At 53.8% G+C, this 17,101-nt stretch carries 13 protein-coding genes; all 13 read right to left on the bottom strand.

The annotated features are described in order from the left end of the window. Positions 1 to 2: 2 nt before the first annotated feature. Complete coding sequence (locus tag C84B14_RS03690; protein ID WP_353221930.1) at positions 3 to 1,208, bottom strand: glycosyltransferase family 4 protein; 1,206 nt, start codon at positions 1,206 to 1,208, stop codon at positions 3 to 5. After that, positions 1,205 to 2,335 (bottom strand): glycosyltransferase, encoded by a 1,131-nt coding sequence (locus C84B14_RS03695; protein WP_353221932.1) that lies wholly within the window; start codon positions 2,333 to 2,335, stop codon positions 1,205 to 1,207. Before C84B14_RS03695 ends, C84B14_RS03690 begins: the two co-directional genes overlap by 4 nt. A gap of 40 nt (positions 2,336 to 2,375) precedes the next feature. Then, positions 2,376 to 3,056, bottom strand: coding sequence for a sulfotransferase family 2 domain-containing protein (locus tag C84B14_RS03700; RefSeq protein ID WP_353221934.1), 681 nt, complete (start codon positions 3,054 to 3,056; stop codon positions 2,376 to 2,378). Beyond that, a complete protein-coding gene (locus C84B14_RS03705) occupies positions 3,053 to 4,171 on the bottom strand; it encodes a glycosyltransferase (RefSeq protein WP_353221936.1) in 1,119 nt (372 codons plus the stop codon). Before C84B14_RS03705 ends, C84B14_RS03700 begins: the two co-directional genes overlap by 4 nt. A 268-nt stretch (positions 4,172 to 4,439) precedes the next feature. Beyond that, a complete protein-coding gene (locus tag C84B14_RS03710; RefSeq protein WP_353221938.1) occupies positions 4,440 to 5,435 on the bottom strand; it encodes a glycosyltransferase family 2 protein in 996 nt (331 codons plus the stop codon). 696 nt (positions 5,436 to 6,131) lie between these two features. Continuing rightward, positions 6,132 to 7,166: a glycosyltransferase gene (locus C84B14_RS03715; RefSeq protein WP_353221939.1), complete on the bottom strand. Its 1,035-nt coding sequence runs from the start codon at positions 7,164 to 7,166 to the stop codon at positions 6,132 to 6,134. Positions 7,167 to 8,046: 880 nt separating this feature from the next. After that, positions 8,047 to 8,688, bottom strand: coding sequence for an FkbM family methyltransferase (locus tag C84B14_RS03720; RefSeq protein ID WP_353221941.1), 642 nt, complete (start codon positions 8,686 to 8,688; stop codon positions 8,047 to 8,049). Positions 8,689 to 8,841: 153 nt separating this feature from the next. Next, positions 8,842 to 9,753: a hypothetical protein gene (locus C84B14_RS03725; RefSeq protein WP_353221943.1), complete on the bottom strand. Its 912-nt coding sequence runs from the start codon at positions 9,751 to 9,753 to the stop codon at positions 8,842 to 8,844. 133 nt (positions 9,754 to 9,886) lie between these two features. Further along, complete coding sequence (locus C84B14_RS03730; protein WP_353221945.1) at positions 9,887 to 11,725, bottom strand: ABC transporter ATP-binding protein; 1,839 nt, start codon at positions 11,723 to 11,725, stop codon at positions 9,887 to 9,889. Between the two features lie 140 nt (positions 11,726 to 11,865). Beyond that, positions 11,866 to 14,076 (bottom strand): polysaccharide biosynthesis tyrosine autokinase, encoded by a 2,211-nt coding sequence (locus C84B14_RS03735; RefSeq protein ID WP_353221947.1) that lies wholly within the window; start codon positions 14,074 to 14,076, stop codon positions 11,866 to 11,868. Between the two features lie 11 nt (positions 14,077 to 14,087). After that, the gene (locus C84B14_RS03740) at positions 14,088 to 15,341 is read right to left on the bottom strand and encodes a polysaccharide biosynthesis/export family protein (RefSeq protein WP_353221949.1); all 1,254 of its coding nucleotides are present in this window, start codon (positions 15,339 to 15,341) and stop codon (positions 14,088 to 14,090) included. A gap of 152 nt (positions 15,342 to 15,493) precedes the next feature. Then, positions 15,494 to 15,958: a low molecular weight protein-tyrosine-phosphatase gene (locus C84B14_RS03745; RefSeq protein WP_353221951.1), complete on the bottom strand. Its 465-nt coding sequence runs from the start codon at positions 15,956 to 15,958 to the stop codon at positions 15,494 to 15,496. 113 nt (positions 15,959 to 16,071) lie between these two features. After that, positions 16,072 to 16,551, bottom strand: coding sequence for a protease complex subunit PrcB family protein (locus tag C84B14_RS03750; protein ID WP_353221953.1), 480 nt, complete (start codon positions 16,549 to 16,551; stop codon positions 16,072 to 16,074). Between the last annotated feature and the right edge of the window lie 550 nt (positions 16,552 to 17,101).

Genomic DNA, 17,101 nt, shown 5'->3' on the forward strand with positions numbered 1-17,101 from the left:
CTTCAACGGCGCAGACCCTGCAGTGCATGGGAATACAAATTCACCGTTGATTCCAACGAGTGGTGCATAATGCCAATCTCTCGACACCGTGAGCGAAACCGCTCTCGAGATGGCAGTACTTGGTCCGTGAACCAGACTGCCGCCGCCTCACGCGTTTCAAAACCGAATTCGTGAAGCAGCAACCCTACGTCAGGGGAAATCCCGGACGTATCTCCTACTCCCGCCGTAGCTAGCACCGGCACGCCGCACAGCAGATATTCCCCTAATTTAATAGGCGCAACGCCCTGCATTGAAAATGTGGGACGACGAAAAGCAAGCCCTAAATCAGCACTCGAGATATACATAGGAACATCGGCCGGAGACGCCGACCGAACAACTATCCGATGCGCCACCTCCGAGTGCTTTGCCACCGCGGAGCAAGCTATCTCTACCGACTCAGTTAAAATCAAAAAATAAGCATCCGATCGCCTTTGAAAAATATCGTGAAATACCGATAACATTTCCTCTAAGCAGTATTGATCTCCAAGAGAACCAACATATACGACCAGCGGAGAATCCTCTCTTACTCCCAACTCGGCACGAACTTCGGATCTAACATCCGATTCAATGAGAGTAAACCGCTGTGTATCCCGCCCATTCCCCACTATATGGAACCGCTCAACAGGTGTACTTGCCCCCGCCCTTGCTAAAAGGATATCGGCTGCTGCGCGGGTACGAGTCAGCACTAATTCGGACTGGCGCACAGCTTGAGCCTCGACATCCCGCAAAAAACGATAAACCACACCATTCGAAGACAGCCCGGCAAAATCAACCCTCTCATCCAATGGTAAACCGTCAGCGTCGAACAGCATCGGCAACGCCGTACTCTTTAACGCCCACATACAGGAAAGCGCTGGTAGCGTACTGCGCGGCATGACTACATCAATCTGCCAGTCTTGAATCGCTTCACGAATAAACTTGATTCCGTATAGCGCTGTAAGCAACGACCCAAGCGACACTGGCCTACGCCACACTCCAATTGAGCGATACGGTATATCCATTACTTCGCATGCGTCACGAGTTTTCTGGACCCGTTCAGCGCAGCTCCAAGTAAACTGCACGACGTGGAATTTCCAACCTTCAGCTGCTAGACAGCCGAATATCGGCAAAAATAACCCCTCTAAATATGAGACTTGCGGGCCGTCCCAACTAACAAATAAAATATTCATATGACTTTGCGCTCGAAAAGCAAACGTCGGTAAAGCCGATCAACCTCATCGACGTAGCGCTTAGCGCCAAACCGCGCCATCGCACGTTTGCGCCCATTCTGGCCCATCGAACGCCTCTTCTTCGTATCGTGGGCTAGATTAAGTATTGCGCTTGCTAGGTCGTCCGGCCGGCTAGGCTCAACCAGGTACCCTGTATCACCGTCTTTAACCACGTCTGGAATACCGCCGACATGCGTCGCCACAACAGGAAGCTCGGCAAACATCGCCTCGACCAGAACCAGCCCGAAGGCCTCACGGACGGACGCCAACGCGAACACGTCCATTAACTGATAGAAAGCCTGTGGATCCCCTTGATAACCGGCGAAGATCACGCTCTGCTCCACACCTAGCTTGCTAGCCAGATTATGCAAAGTCTCTTCGTCCGGGCCAGAGCCGACAATAAGAAGCTTCGCGCCAGGAGCCTCGTGAACAATTAAAGGCATTGCTTTGATCAGATCACTGGTACGTTTGTGGCTATCGAACAATCGACCCACCGTCCCTATCACGAAGGCATCGGCCGGCAACATTAATTGTTCTCGAATCACGCCTAGATCTGTGAGACTAACGCCCGGCCTCTGGGCAACCCCATTATTAATTAGTGTGACTTTATTCTTCGGGACAAAAATCTTTTTCTCTAAATAGTCAACAACAGCAGGAGAAACACCTACCATATGGTGGCAAAGCCCAGCGAACGCGCGATTCAATAACCGCCCGGTCCACCTCCGATTCTGTGGATCGCTAGTTTCTTCGCCGATAATCACCGGTACTCGGCCAAGAACGCCCGTCACGGCCGCTTGAGCTAAACCTTCAAACACTGCGCCATGAATAATGTGGGGCCGAAATTTGCGGACAATCCCTAGCGTCGCTTTATATGGTCTACGATCAAAAATCCCCCTAAATTCGCCAACTTGATGAATCTCGCATCCAACGTACGAAAATAGCTCGGGCAGCGACCCGACGGCCTTGGTACATACAAGTTGTTGCTCATAGATTGTTGGATCGAGATTCTGCGCCAAAGATAACCTAGTTTGTTCGACCCCCCCGGACCCCACGGTCTCGAGGCAATGCAGAACGCGAATCTTGCCCATCAGAATTCGCTAAAACTTTTAAAGTCGGCATGCTTCGCCCTCATGTCGTGCCCCCGTATTTGAAAAGATCGAAGTCCTTACGATAGATGTAGTATAAGGATGACTTCAAGAAATCCGAAATCTGAGCGGAGCCGGACACTCTTTTACCAATAAGCGGCAAATCGCGAGGCAAGCTGTGACGTTCAGCAAACCTTGGCCAATCATACGGCAGGGTTTCGAAGTATAGGATTTCGTCAAGTTCGACCTTTTGGACACTCACCCGTTTATAGTGGGGCCAAAAATGCAACCAACTAACCACTTTACGCGTGTTCAAGGGCGAGCTTGCCATCCATTGGCCGAAGTCTTCTGCCGACAAAAACAGGTCGATCTGCCGCCGTACGAACTCGCTATAGTCGTCGGAATAGCGAGCAGACCCTTTGAGCCCATTAAACGCAGACACAAATCGGTCGACTGGATCTCTAACGACCGCAAACTTAAAACACTTTTCAGTCAATTGTGGTTCGTATGTAAAATACCTACGCAGTGGAATAGGGCGGCCACGCTTACCCAAAACCGCCTTGCATATTGATCGACCCGCGTTTTTAGGGATATCGATAAAGATAACGCGCTTAGCACGATTTTGCCTAGTAAGTAAATTCTTCGCTGGAATGACAGATCGCACAATTTTATCCGACCAAAGCGGGGCAACGAATGCGATATCACGATTAGAAAGCTCAATCATTGATCAAGCGACTCATGCGAGAGTGCCGAGTAAAAGTGGTCTAAATCACGCACATAGTTCTCAGGCAAAAAACGACTAAGCACTGCGTCGCGACCGGCCTGTCCTATGTCAGGCAATACAGCGCGGTTGGCCCAAATCCGCTGGAGCTCCGCTGCTACCGCACTTGCGTCGGTCTTTTCGATCAACCAACCTGTACGATCATGCGTGATAATCTCTGGGGCCCCGCCCACCGATGTAGCGAGCACAGGTACTGCACAGCCCATTGCCTCTACGAGGGCGAGTCCGAAACCCTCTGAAATTGACGGCTGCACATACAGATGGCACATCGAAATTTTTGCGAATGGGCTTTCTTGGTAACCTAAAAAATGAATGTGCTCAGCAATCTCTAAGTCATTCGCTAATTCAGTGAGACTTGACGCCAAACTTCCATCCCCAACCAGCCATGCTTCCGCTGGTATCCCGCGATCTCGAAGAATCCCCGTCGCCCGAATAAGGGCTTCTGGATTTTTAACTGATTCAAGACGCCCTACGTAACCTAAACGAAAGCGTCCGTCTCTATGGTTAGATTGGCCAGGCATATGAGGAGGGAATTCAACTGGGTTATAAATACGCACAGCCTTCTCACTGGGAACCTCATCATGAACTACCAACCAGTTGACCACCGCGTTTGAGATACCTACGACTCGGTGTGCACAGCGAAATACCTGTTTAAATACCCATCTCGCACGCCTTCCATGCCTCGGGATACCAATCTCTTCTCCAACCCGAACCGGAACTTTGGCGAACCAAGCCGCAATAAGGGCGTGGAAATTCGCTTCGGCGCCGTGCGTATGCACTATTAAGGGACCCTCCCGTTTGAACATTCGCCATAACTGATATAACGCGCGCGGGTTGGGGATCTTGCATGAAAGCCCGAGGCAAGTAACTCGAACCGGAATGCTTGCTAAGTTAGCTGCTACGTGGCCCCCCTCACCAATTGCGCAGAACCGATGATCATACACACTCAGGAACGCACTTCGCGCCAGTATTTCCATATGCTTCTCAACACCCCCAAAATGGAGTGACGTAAGCACATGAATTACCACGCCATCAGGCGCACCATCACGTCTCGACATCAGCGTAATTCCCTGGATACGTGCAACCTACAGGGTTAAACATAACCTGATAATTTCTTCAGAGGAAAAGGATCGCATCAAAATACTGGAACTCTTGTCGAAGTGATTTTTAATCTTAAGCCTAACCACGTATCTATAACGAGCTTACTCGCGCACAAAAACAAAGATCTGACGGCAATCACGCATCTCAAGCCCGTCGGGTGTCGCTAAAGCAGAGTTGGCATACGAGTGTGAACCGCTCATTCGGTGCGTTAAAACTAACGACAACCTAACTGTCGAACTTTTTAAGGAAAATGCGGCTACCGTTAGACACAAAATGTCGTACGACAAAGCGGCAAAATCTCGCCCCGAGCAATACGACCCCAAAATATAGCAGCTCGTTTTTCGCTCGAACCGCTGTTTTTACGGGCAGCAGTCGTCGTATCTTAATGAGAAACCGGCGGGCAGATAACCGGTGGCCTGATAGAAGCGATTGAATCATCGCAGCAGAATAATATTGAGCAATTCTAATTTTTGCCGCCAAACACCCCGGGCCATTTGACTTCTCCTCGGCCGAAGAGCACGCAGCCTCTAAATATCCAATTCTGTCAAATGTATTAGAATCCAGATCATCAATTCGGCCGCCGTTATGCGCCATAGTGATATAACCAACCTGATCGCTAGATACCGATTTAGCGCCCGAGGCTAAGTAGCGTACACCATACTCCCAATCCTGGTGACGCCGTAACGACTCTGTCCATAAGCCAATTTGATCACACGCACCTCGTCTAAAAATCCCAGTAGCAATGGGAACACGGAAACCCTCCGTAGGCTTCGTTCGCGAAAATTTCCATCTCTCGGGGCCTACGCGAAACAAATGCGTACGCGGCGCCCCGCGCTGAGTGACACATCCCGACCACGCAAAAGAAGCACTTTTGTGTAATTGCAAAGCGAGCACTTGGGCTTCAATTTTCTCCTCTACCAGCACGTCATCGGAATCGAAAAATTGGATATAATCGCCGCGCGAACTCGTATAACCTAAGTTTCGCGCTGCTGGAGCGCCTTTATTGCGCTGGGAAATGAATATTACGGTGAAATCACTATTTTCTTTACCAAGCCGCCAATCTTCGACGATGCGATTCGTATCGTCAGTAGAACCGTCATCTACAATTACGACCTCGATTGGCCGATAAGTTTGATTGAAAACGGAGTTTAACGCCCGCCGGAGCAAAGCTGCTCTGTTATACGTCGGTATAATCACGCTAACTAACTTGTTATGAATCATTGTGGTAACTATATTCCACTCTTGACAAATATTAAGAAAAGCACGCTAACGCACATAATCTTGAATCACCGCGACCGAGACACCAGCAGGGAAAGCTTATTCTTACGTCTTCTCGAAAATACGCTTTTAGCGCGCTCTAGTACTGGCGCCGGCCCACGCGCCGAGCCTCTAGCTCATCGTGGACCGCGTCAAGACAACGCGACAACTCAGTTGACGAGACTTCGAACCCGCCCGACCGCGCGATTATCTATACGGCTGTGCACGTCCCCATGTTGCTAATATACATTTAGCTCATCCGCGATCGAGACTCCAGCAGGCCCAATTGTGAGAGCAACCCAAGTCCAGCAGGCCTGGAAGATCGCGGCCTCGTGGACTTAGCGCTTCGGTCATCTCTAGCAGGCCGAAACACGAGTACGCGGCCTTGGGCTCGACGCCGCAGCGCTCAGACAACGACATGCCGACGTGACGTTCGCGCTTGAGCCGTATCGTTTTTTTGGTCAGCTGCGAAATAGCATCGCTAACCTCTGTAAACCTCACTCGGCAGTGAGCTCAACTAATTACCTAGGCTTGACTATCACGCCCTCGACAACACGCTATTTCCTCAATCGTAATTACCCCGACGAACTTAAAGCCAAAAAGTACCGGTTGTCCTACCCCCCTTCGCGGCCAAAAGTAATTTACATAAGTGATCCCGCGTTACTTTCGCCACGTGAACACCTCAAGCACATCGCGTGCGGCGGATCGCCACCCCCCGATAGCCGTCCCAGCTCGCCAGTACTCACAACTTAATACGAGTCGTAGGAGTATGGCGACTCGCAGATGAAGTTTCGAGCGCCGTAGGTTAGCGCGCTCCGTCATAATAATCGCTGATCTCTCGTAATAGCACTTCGCCGAACGTAGCTCGTCGAGAAGTATCGGAGACGACGTATCTGAAAGCAGACCAAGAGCGATAGCTCGGTTCTGCAAAAACTTCGCGTGGTAGAGCAAGACATCAGCGGGGATTCTCTTCCGAAGCCTCCTTTTTAAATAACCTTTTCCGGGTTGAGCCGACGCCGGCGGCTTATTCTCTGCTGTGGCCGATTCTGAATGACGGCGCCTTTTGACCAGCGCCTCAGGAATATAGCAAGCCGAGCCAATACACTGGGATAGCCTCAATATCCAATCGTCGTGAGGTACAACATCGTTAGTTTTGGGGCTAGCTGGAAAACGATAGCTGTACGGCACGTCCTTGACTAGAAATGCCCTGAAAACCTGACCACACCCCATACCGCTCTGAAAAAACGGCATTGTCAATCGTGGGTAAACAATATACGCCGATGCCCAAGCGAAATCTCCTGTGCGCGTCAAATCGTAGTTGACCAACTCGGCCGGATGTGCGATCAGCACTGCCGACGGGTTTTTCCGAATGTACTCGGAAACGATTTCCAGTTTATCTAGCGCCCAAACGTCATCTTGATCGCAAAACCCGATCCAGTCCCCTGTACACAGACTTGCCGCCTTAAGGAAATTATCCGCGTAGCCAAGACGTTTTTCATTTTGATATACACGAACCTCAAATTCCGATTTCCTCTTAAATTGTTCTACGATTTCTAATGTGCGGTCTGTTGAGCCATCATCGCAGATTACTACCTCCTTCGGCTTCAAAGTCTGTCGAGCGAGACTATCCAACTGGTCATAGAGATAGCTTTGTCCGTTAAAAGTTGCCATCGCGATCGAGATTTTCGCACTCATTCGCCTAAACCCCTAGTCCCAAGAGAGGCGCCGCGGCCATACATAGAGTTGCACATAGCGTCGCTTGAGAGATATGCCTTTGTACAGATTGTAGCCCCCAATCGGCACCGTTCTGGATTGATGGGCAATCTTAATTCAAAGCCATATTGATATTTTTCACAGAGCACGATAGCTAATTCACCTAATTCCTAAATCGTCAAACGCGCGGTACCGCAGACCATTACACTTTGCCGCTTTAGCGGCTAAAGCCGCTAGCTCGTTTGCGCACGGCTTATCACTCTAGACTTTAAGGCTGACAGGCGAGCGCGACGCGCTTTTTCACCAAAGACGCGCCGCCTAAGCTAACGCTGAGGTCGTAGCGCAAAGGCGTAACCACATGGACAAATTTTAATCCTGCCTAAAGGCTGTCGATGTGGGCGCTTCAACATCAACAATTACTCCTCTTGTACGAATCCCACTCCAGTAACGACGGATGGGGGGGGGGGTTGGGAACAAATGAAAGCAATTCCAAATGTCGACGAATTTTTGAATTTAACTCGATCTGATTTTGGAAAAGGGGCTACTTATGAGGCCCCCAAAGATTTACGACCGTCGGCTATGCGTTTTGGGCAAACACTAATCCGAGACCGCGACCCAGGGCTCATTGAAAACGATTTCGAGCGAACGGTGAAGTCAGCGGCGTCGTTTGCACCCCCTCTTTAAACCCACGCTATTTACAGCCCGATTAGAATGCTACTGACTCCACGGCGGCCCTAGAAAAGATAATAACTGCCATCCCCGACTCGCCCACTACCAGAATCGCCAAGTAGAAATCGAAAATCGAACGCGATCTAATTCGGCACTACCGTTCCACAAAGACATGCGTCGAACTTTGACGCCGCTAGCTACCCAACAAGACACGTATATCATTCTTCTCACATAGATTTGCCACCCGCGGCTCCGCCCACCCAAAGTCCGCAACATCGTATCCCTTAGCGTCAAGAATCTCATGTATCGCCTGAGTAGGCGCTCCATAAACCCCGTGTGTTTCTACGATTATGACTCGCGGCCGGAAGCGCAGAGCGTCCAGTATTTCTGCTTCGGCTCCTTCGCAATCCATTTCCAAAACATCACATTCCGGAAGCTCGGACGCGGGCATCACCGGAAGCGCAAACGATTTGCCACCGTAAGCCTGTGAGTTACGAGCGATCGCAGCTGGGACCAGGGTCACGCGATCCTCAACGCCATTGCGGGCGATACATCGCTCAATCAACGGTAGTTGTCTTTGAGACGCTTCATAACAAGTTACTTGCCCTTCCTTACCGGCCAGATTTGCCGCAGAGACTGCTGTTATGCCGACACCACCTCCTATAACAACGACATGATCGCCATGCTTTACGGAGGAAACCAACCCTTCCATCAGTGCGCTTTCGTAATCGTGAACGTCATCCAGATATGATGGGCGAAATCGCTTTGGCAGCATACGGTCGAACAGTTTCCAGTCGTAGGGTGAGTCTATCCCATTGAAAACAACAGGCTTCACATCCGGAAGACATGGTCGTGTTATGTTCCGATGAACCCAACCCAGACCACGTACGGGCAACTTCGTTAAAGATTTGTCCATAATTCTCGATTTTAAATAGGGCTTCGAGCCACAAGTAGGGCACAAAAAACAGGCCGATCCTTGATGGGGTTGTCAGTTCATGAACTTGGTAGCGAGGTTTCTATGGTTAATCCTATATCGGTTACTAATTTCCTCATCGCGATGCGCTGGGAAATCTGCACCATAACTCGCCAGTCTTCTGCTTAGCGCCACCTGTTTAACTTTTTTTGAAATGCCCGCCGGTAAATGTGCGTTCTTCTCGAGAACGTTCGCAATTCGGACTAGCTTCAACGCGGAATAGCTCGGAGACATATTTGACCGACCCGTTTCAACGGCGCACTTCTCAATAGTAGCGCTGGATAGCCCCAAACGGGCAAAAAAGTCTCTAGTAATAGAGCCGCGCTGACGAGTGCCTTGATCTATCGCTGAAGCGTAAATGTTCTCACGGCCAAAAACAGCCGACCAACATTCTAGCGACGCGTCGGCAGCAATAATATGATCTTCCTGAGCCAGTGCGTCTACGAACTCATCGTAAGTTTCTGTTGCTTTAGTGGGGCCTTTAACGCGCTGTGACCAGAGGCTTTTCGCCCACGCCACCGGCTCCCGATAGTAAAATATAATTTTCACGTCGTGAAACCGTTCCTTTAACTTCTCGTTGAGCATGCTAATCGCTGCTCGATCGGCTCGATACTGCGCGAATATATGCTCACTGGACGCTACGACAAATTTTGCAGAACTGTTGGCTAGTTCCATGTCGAGATCTGCCCATAGCTGACCGCGAAGGCCTTCAAAAGCAGCAGGGCTCAAACGGTTCCTTGTGCGCGTCCAGTAGTGGCGACTCTCTAGAGTTCCGCTTGCTGCTGCAAGCTTCCACGCAGTCTCGCCACCCCAGGCCGCTAGCTGTTGTACGTCCAGTCGCTTTAGCTCGCTCTGGTTCGCTTTCAATGCATGCTGAAGCGTCGTTGACCCGCATTTATTCGCGCCAATATGCAAAAAAAGTTTCATAGCAACTCGTTTTTTCTCTTTTCGCTTCAAACAAAACCAACTTGGACAGACCTGCATCCGACTAAGCTGGCAAGAACAGAAACCGACGGGGTCAGGTCTTGCATTGTGCATGAATTAATCACGCCGAAGATTTTTATCTAATCACTGCTGCAGAATTATCAGCCTGCGCAAGATCCCCGAATTCCGCGCTCTGCTGAATAAGCTCGTCGTAACTGCCGCGAGCAGCGATTCGTCCGTCGTGGAGCATGAATACTTCGTGACATTTCTGAACCGTGGTCAGGCGATGGGCGATGACAATGAGCGTACGACCGCCGCGCATGGCATCGAGTTCGTTGACGATACGACGCTCGGTTTCGTTGTCCAGCGCGGACGTGGCCTCATCCAGCACGATAACGGCCGGATCGTGATACAACGCGCGGGCAATACCGATGCGCTGGCGTTGACCGCCGGAAACGCGAACCCCGCGTTCTCCGACAATGGTGTCGTAGCCGTCCGGCAACTTGTTAGTAATAAACTCGTGGATATTTGCGATGCGCGCGGCGCGTTCGACGGCGCTGTGGTCGATTTCGGCTTCCGCAAGACCATAGGCAATGTTGCTGGAGATGGTGCTATCGGTCAGGTAAATATCTTGCGGGACATAGCCGAGATTGGCCTGCCACTGGCTGCGATTTTCTTCAGTCAGCACGGTGCCGTCGATAAGTATTTCGCCGGCGCTGGGTTCAAGCAGGCCCAGGATGATATCAGCCAAGGTTGTCTTGCCGGCGCCGGTTTGGCCAGTGAGCGCGACAAAACTGTTGCACGGGATAGTCAGGGTGATGGCGTCGAGCGACGGCGCGCTGGTATTGGGATAGTGATAAGTAAGATTACGCAACTGGATTGTTTGGTCGAAGACCAGTTTTACCGGTTCGTGAGGGCTGGTAGCGACATTGGATTCGGGCAGCGTCTGCGAAGGTCCGCTAGCCGCTTGCGCAGGCGGCTGATGCGCGGTCAAGTCCTTCTGCAGAGTGTCCAGCACGGATTGATTGAACCGCCACTGCGCAAAGCCTTGATAGATATTCTGCAGCGCCGGCAACAGGCGATAGCCGGCCACAACAAACGCGCTGGCCAGCGGTAGTGCTGATTGCAGCCCCTGGCCACTGGCCAGCAGGTAAAGCATGGCAGCCATGACAATGCCGAACGCCAAGCCTTCGATGGCATAGCGCGGGACTTGAGCCAACACTTGACTTTTGGCCATGGCGTTGGCAAATGTCCTTGCGGCAGGGTCGTAGCGATGGATGAAGTGGGCTTCCCGATTAAGCACCTTCACTTCCTTGACGCTGCCAAACGCCTCACCCACGGCCTTGAACCGCTCGGTGTTCGCTGCCATTCGTGTTCGTCCGGTACGCAGCAACACGCGTCGAATAGTAAGATAAACCAGCAGATAAGCGCAGCCGAAGATGAGTGTTACGGCTAACGCCAGTAGCGGTTCCAGCCAGAAGAGAAAACCGACGATCATCGCCGCGGTGATACCAAAGGCCAGCGCCTTAAGCGCTGGCATGAGGACGCCGTTAGCGAACTGCTGGGATTCGATGAGGATGTTCTTGCCGGTCTCCGCGGAATTGCGGTTGAGGAAAGTCTCGTAGGGCTGGTTCAGGTAGCCTTCCAGCAGGCGCGCCGAGATACGTCGCTGTACGCCCCAGGAAAAACGCGTCATCAACCAGATGGTAAGCGCAGTGACAACATTACTAAGAACAAGGATCGCGAGTAGTACGCTGCCGATGAGGATTAGAAAGCCATTGACCGACGCGAAACCCAGCACGGTATAGAGCCAGTCGAGCGCGGCGTTGGTGTGAACGTGTTCCGGGTTCGACAGCAACGAGACGAAAGGCAGGATCACGCCGACGCCGGCCATTTGCATGATGCCCATGGTGAACATGGCCGCCAGCACGCCGGCGAAGCGCACGCGTTCGGCGGGCGAGAACAAGGCTAGCATTTGGCGGAGGGGTCGAAACATGCGGTTTTGGATGGAGCTTTTTGGATTGGATGAACGGTCAGTTCGCGGCAGTTATCAGCATGTCAGTTTACGGCTTTAGCCTAAACCGACCTACTTAAGCGGAGTGCAAACCCTTAGCGCTAGTATTGATAGGCGTAGTAACCATACTTACTGTAACCATATCGACGTCGATCAATCCGCAGACCGTTGAAGATAGCGCCCGTAAGTTTCAAATCGTCGCGATGCATACGACGAACCGCCTGGTCGACTTCGTGGCCCGTGCTGTGTTCGCTACGGACGACGAGGAAGGTCGCTGCAACGTGATTGGCTACGATGTTAGCGTCCGTGACGTTGAGCACCGGCGGCAAGTCGAACAGCACGTAGTCGTACTTGCTTTCCAGCTTTGTTTTCATCTCGTCGAAATGGCGCGAGATGAGCAGTTCCGCCGGGTTCGGCGGGCGTTTACCTGTCGTGAGAACATCAAGATTCTCGACCTCGGACTTCTGGATTGCACCGTCGACGGTCATGTCGCCCGAAAGCACTTCCGAAAAGCCCGGCCCCCGCTCCAGGCCAAACGCGCGGAACAGCTGGCCGCGGCGTAGATCGCCATCCACCAGGAGTACACGCGCTCCGGCCTGGGCAATGAGCGCGGCTGTGTTGGCGGCGATAAAGCTCTTGCCGCAGCCCGGCGTCGGGCCGGTAATTGCGATGAACTTGGTGTCGCCCTCGATCATGGCGAACTGCAAACTCGTACGCAGGCTACGAATACTTTCAATCGTGGGATCGTCCGGCCGGTTGATGGCCAACAGATTCAACTGCCCCTTACGATTCGCACTGCCCGCTTCCCAGCTGGAAAACGGCACGGTCGCATAGACCGGCAGGCCGTACTGCGATTCGATTTCGTTGGGATCGTCCACTGTGACACGCAGCAGTGCCCTGGTGAGGATCAACAAGATCGCGGCGACGATGCCGCCGATAATCCCGATCATCAGCCAGAGACCACGCTTGGGCGCGATTTTACCGCCGCTGGCGTACGCGCTATCGACGATATGCGACACGCCGGTAATACCTGCCTTGGTGATTTCCAGGCCCTGGGAGGTGTTCAACAGCTGCGTATACAGCTGGTTGTTAACCTCCACCTCGCGGCGCAGCTGCAGAAGTTGAGACTCCGCCTTGGGCAGGGTCTTGAGCTGCTCCTGCAGCTCGTTGCGCTGGCGCACGAGGCTGGCACGCTTTTCGTTGGCCGCCTGCACCTGTGGCGCTTGCTGCGTGAACTCCTGTAGCAGCTCTTGGCGCTGTAGCTCGGTTTGCGCGATCTGCTGATCGATATTGGTCAGCCGCTGGAATACCGAGTTCGCCTCTGCGCTTAAATCCAGCGTACCGCTTTCAGTCTGATAGTCACGCAGCTTGGTTTCGGCAAGATCTCGTTCCTCCTTTAGTTCAGGCAACTGCTGCTTGAGGAAGTCGAGCCGGCGCTGGGCCTGCTCCGACTGTTTTTCTACGTTCTGCTGGATATACGCCGTCATGACCGAATCCAACTGCCGTTCGGCCTCCGCCGGTGAACTGCCCTTGAGGGTCAGGTTCAAAAGACCCGACGCCGGCGGTTGCTCTACGATCGTAAGCTTGGACTGCAGCCCGCCGATGGCCGCTGGCCGCGGCACGTAGCGCACGTTGAAGTGGGTGCCCGGGTTTGCACGCAGCCCTTCGACGAAGATTTTCATCGGGCCAATGCCAGGCGCCCGGCCGGATGCCGTGGTGCCTACCTCGCCTTGCAGAACCTGTTCACCACTACGGGTGAGCAACGTGAAGCGATTGTCCTCGTTCGCGACGAGCTGAAACGATGCCGAGTTGACGGCATCCGGCAGTTCCATACGGGTGACGTTGACGGACTCGTTGCCCCAGGCATAGCCACCCAAGAACGGTACGTTCAGGCCGTTCTTGAAATTGGCCGTGACGAAACGAGCCACTGGCTCGCCGATAACCGGGAAATACTCAGGCGCGGCTCGTACGCGCAGGTGCAGGTCGTCCACCGCGTCGCCAACGACCGAGCGCGAACGAATAACCGCCGCCTCGGCGGTGACCGCCTTGATCGCTGAACCGCGCGCAGCCGCCTGCTGCTCCATGAACGCCTGGGGCGCCATGTTCTGGCTTTGCTCGACACGCATGAGCGAGGTGGCCTGGTAGACAGGCGGGGTCTTCCAGGCGAAATAAGTCGCGACGATCAGCCCCAGAATCGCGAAGGCCAATATCCACGGCCAGCCGTCAAGCACAATCCCGATGTACTCGCGAATATCGATTTCTTTTTCATCGTCGGCCGCGTTGGCATCACGCCGCTCGTCTGTTGCTGCCAAAATCGTCTCGTCTAGTTGTTGTCGTCGCCGATACGGTCGTAGAGGTAATAACTCTGCGTAAAGGCGTTGAGCGAGGGAAGAATAAGCGCAAGCGCACGGTTGAAGTTCACCAGGCTCGCCGGTGCCGCGAAGACTACGTCGCGCGGCTTGAGTTCAAATTGGTTTGCAAGCAGCAGGCCACTCACATCGCTTGCATCGAGCTTGTAAATATTCGGCCTTAGCACCGTTTTGACACCGCCGTCGCGTGCCGGCTGGCTGTCCACGAACCCGCGAACCACGTATATCGCGCTCGTATTGGCGCTACCAAGGTTCACGCCTCCGGCGTCGGCCATGGCATCGCTAAGCGACATGCCGCCAGTAGAGTACGGCAGAGCTGTCTGCTTGCTGAACTCACCCACCATGAAGATGCGGTTGGCGCTGTCATCGATGAGCAGTCGATCCCCGGGCTGCAACGGAACGGGCCGCCCCGTCGCGTAGATCTGGTTCAGGTCCAGCGGCGTGGATTCGCCGTCGCGTATGAGAATGACATTCTGTACGCCGACGCCACCGCCCTCTTTCGTGCCGAGCGAGTCGCACTGGTCGAGTGCTTCCAGCACAGTAAGGGTCACGTCGGTAAACGGCACCGTACAAGGCTTGGCGATATCACCCGAAATATAGATCCGCTGGCTGCGATACTCGCGTACACGCACGTCCACCTGCGGCTCTCGAATATATTGCGACAGCCCCTTGGAAATACGCTGGCGCAACTCGCGCAACGTCATGCCCTGGACATTCACTTCACCCACATAAGGGTAGTAAATACTTCCGTCGGCGTTTACCAGTTGGCCTTGCATGCCGTCGCCGCTTGTGGTACCAGCCGGGTTGGTCAGTTCTGGGTGGCCGAACACAATGACCTGCAGCACATCGCCCGCGCCGATCGTATAGTTCACAACTTCCGAGGGCGCTGTGGACACTCGCTGCTGGGCTTCGCCCAGTGGTTGGGACGCGGCCAGCTCCTTCTGATGACGGATAAGCCAGGGCGTAATTTGCAGTACGCGCGGCTCGTAATCGATTTCCTGGTTCGAGAGCTCTTCGTCGTACGTCGCGGCGTTATCGTTGCCGCCGAAGCTGTACCAACTGCCGCTATCCATGGCATCCGAGCTATACCCCGGCAGTGCGCAACCACTAATGCCAAACAAGCCGCTAATCAGCAGCCCCGCGATCGCGCAGCGCGGCACACCATGACGTGCGCGCCGTTGCGCGCCCCCTTGACCCAAGTTCGCCATGCTCATTCCCCTAAATTTCGTTATCGGGCCGACAGCGCGCACGCGTTGGCTCATACCCCAGCGGAGCCAGTTTACGCGATCTCTGGTATTCAAACCCCAAAAATTCGGCATCTTTAATTATGACTGGCGATGAAGACTACTTGTGTTCCGCTCTAGCCGGTGCCGTGTTTGCCGGTTCCTGCCGGCTGCAAACGTGCCAGCCACTGCGCCACACCCTTGTCGATCTCGGCATAGGCGCTTTCGAATACGTCGTCGCTTAGACGATAGGGGTCCACGATGTCCGCGCCGCCGGTCCAGTGCGATGTAAGAAATACACGACCGCGGCATTCGGGATACTGTGCACACAGCCAGTCTTTCTGCCCAGCTTCCATCACCAGCACCAGCTCGAAGGATTGCAGCATGGGGCGGGTGACCTGTTGGCCACGATGCGCTTCCAGCGATAGCCCTTCTCGAACGGCGATTGCCGCGGCCGGGTCGGGCATCTTGCCGCCCACCACGGCACCGATACCGGCCGAGGCCACCTGCATTTGCGGGGCGTCGCGGCGCACCAGCCCTTCTGCCAACGGGCTTCGGCAGATATTGCCGGTGCATACACAAAGAACGCTTTGGATTTGCATAGTCGAAGGGATTCAGGGGAATTCAGTCACAGGTGCTGGCCGTACATAGCCCGCGCCGGACCCAGCGCACTCGCAAGATACGCTGATATGCCGGCGTGGCGATGGCTACCGGTTTACGGCGTGATGTTCGCCTCGCCGCGCAGGTTGCCCAGCTGGTCGACCACGCGCACCTTGTCGTATTCGCCTGCCGGCGGGCGAATGGCCACGCAGGAGGCAATCAACGCCTGGCTGACGGCCGCGTCCAAGCGCGGTGCCTTCCACTCCATACCAATGGTGAGCGTGTCGTTTTCGATGGCCGTTTTGTTCTTGTCCAGCGCGACCGAATAACCGCCGGTCGGGCGTTGCCCCATTTCCACGACGACTACGCCGTTGGGCGACGCCATGCTCGGGCTGAATTCGCTGATGCTGCGATAGTCGATCCAGTTGCCGAACTCGGTGGCGTTATCGAAATACAGGGCGTTGGAATCCTGCGAGGTGGTGCCGCAGTACTGGCTTTCGCCGATAACCTTCGCGCTCGGGCCACCACGGCCGGGGCCAAGGGCACAGCCGGCCAGAACGAGTACCAGCAAACCGGAAAACAGCGATCGCGTCATGGGTAAAAACATTCGGTTGATCGATTAAAGCGGATTTCGGAATGCCGCGAAGCCTAGCATGAGGCGGCGGCGGTCGGATATGAACGCAGCGCGGGTATCGGCCGTTGGACGGGAAAGTTTCGGGTGGGCTGGGTTGCCGCTGGTGGGGATGGTTGGGCTGGGATACGTCGAACCTGCGCTGTAGCGATTTTGCAGCCTTACGGATTCGAATAGGTATTGCGGGCTTCGTTCTTTGTTGGATTACGCTGCGCTAATCTAACCTACGAGCTGGGTTCTTTGTTGCGTTACTCTTGGCTAACCCACCTAGGGTTCGGCTTGATGTTCACCCTCAACTGCTAGTATGCAAGTGCAAACATAGGTTCGTGCGACATGTCTAAGCTAGACGGCCTTAAAGAAGAGCTCGCCTATCTCAAGCTATGGCTCGGGATCATGTGATCGGCTGGCTTCTGACGAGCGCACATACAGCAAGCTGGTTCTTATCGCTCGGTGGCTTCATAGCACTGGCATCAATTGCCGCCGGATGCACTGCGCTTCACCGGCAGATTGGAGT

The organism is Salinisphaera sp. C84B14 (assembly GCF_040361435.1).
Taxonomy (GTDB): domain Bacteria; phylum Pseudomonadota; class Gammaproteobacteria; order Nevskiales; family Salinisphaeraceae; genus Salinisphaera.

Excerpts from the sequence above, each read along its gene's own strand:
- C84B14_RS03750 (WP_353221953.1), bottom strand. The coding sequence starts at position 16,551 with ATGACGCGATCGCTGTTTTCCGGTTTGCTGGTACTCGTTCTGGCCGGC.
- C84B14_RS03745 (WP_353221951.1), bottom strand. The coding sequence starts at position 15,958 with ATGCAAATCCAAAGCGTTCTTTGTGTATGCACCGGCAATATCTGCCGA.
- C84B14_RS03710 (WP_353221938.1), bottom strand. The coding sequence starts at position 5,435 with ATGATTCATAACAAGTTAGTTAGCGTGATTATACCGACGTATAACAGA.
- C84B14_RS03705 (WP_353221936.1), bottom strand. The coding sequence starts at position 4,171 with ATGTCGAGACGTGATGGTGCGCCTGATGGCGTGGTAATTCATGTGCTT.
- C84B14_RS03695 (WP_353221932.1), bottom strand. The coding sequence starts at position 2,335 with ATGGGCAAGATTCGCGTTCTGCATTGCCTCGAGACCGTGGGGTCCGGG.
- C84B14_RS03725 (WP_353221943.1), bottom strand. The coding sequence starts at position 9,753 with ATGAAACTTTTTTTGCATATTGGCGCGAATAAATGCGGGTCAACGACG.
- C84B14_RS03715 (WP_353221939.1), bottom strand. The coding sequence starts at position 7,166 with ATGAGTGCGAAAATCTCGATCGCGATGGCAACTTTTAACGGACAAAGC.
- C84B14_RS03740 (WP_353221949.1), bottom strand. The coding sequence starts at position 15,341 with ATGGCGAACTTGGGTCAAGGGGGCGCGCAACGGCGCGCACGTCATGGT.
- C84B14_RS03730 (WP_353221945.1), bottom strand. The coding sequence starts at position 11,725 with ATGCTAGCCTTGTTCTCGCCCGCCGAACGCGTGCGCTTCGCCGGCGTG.
- C84B14_RS03700 (WP_353221934.1), bottom strand. The coding sequence starts at position 3,056 with ATGATTGAGCTTTCTAATCGTGATATCGCATTCGTTGCCCCGCTTTGG.
- C84B14_RS03690 (WP_353221930.1), bottom strand. The coding sequence starts at position 1,208 with ATGAATATTTTATTTGTTAGTTGGGACGGCCCGCAAGTCTCATATTTA.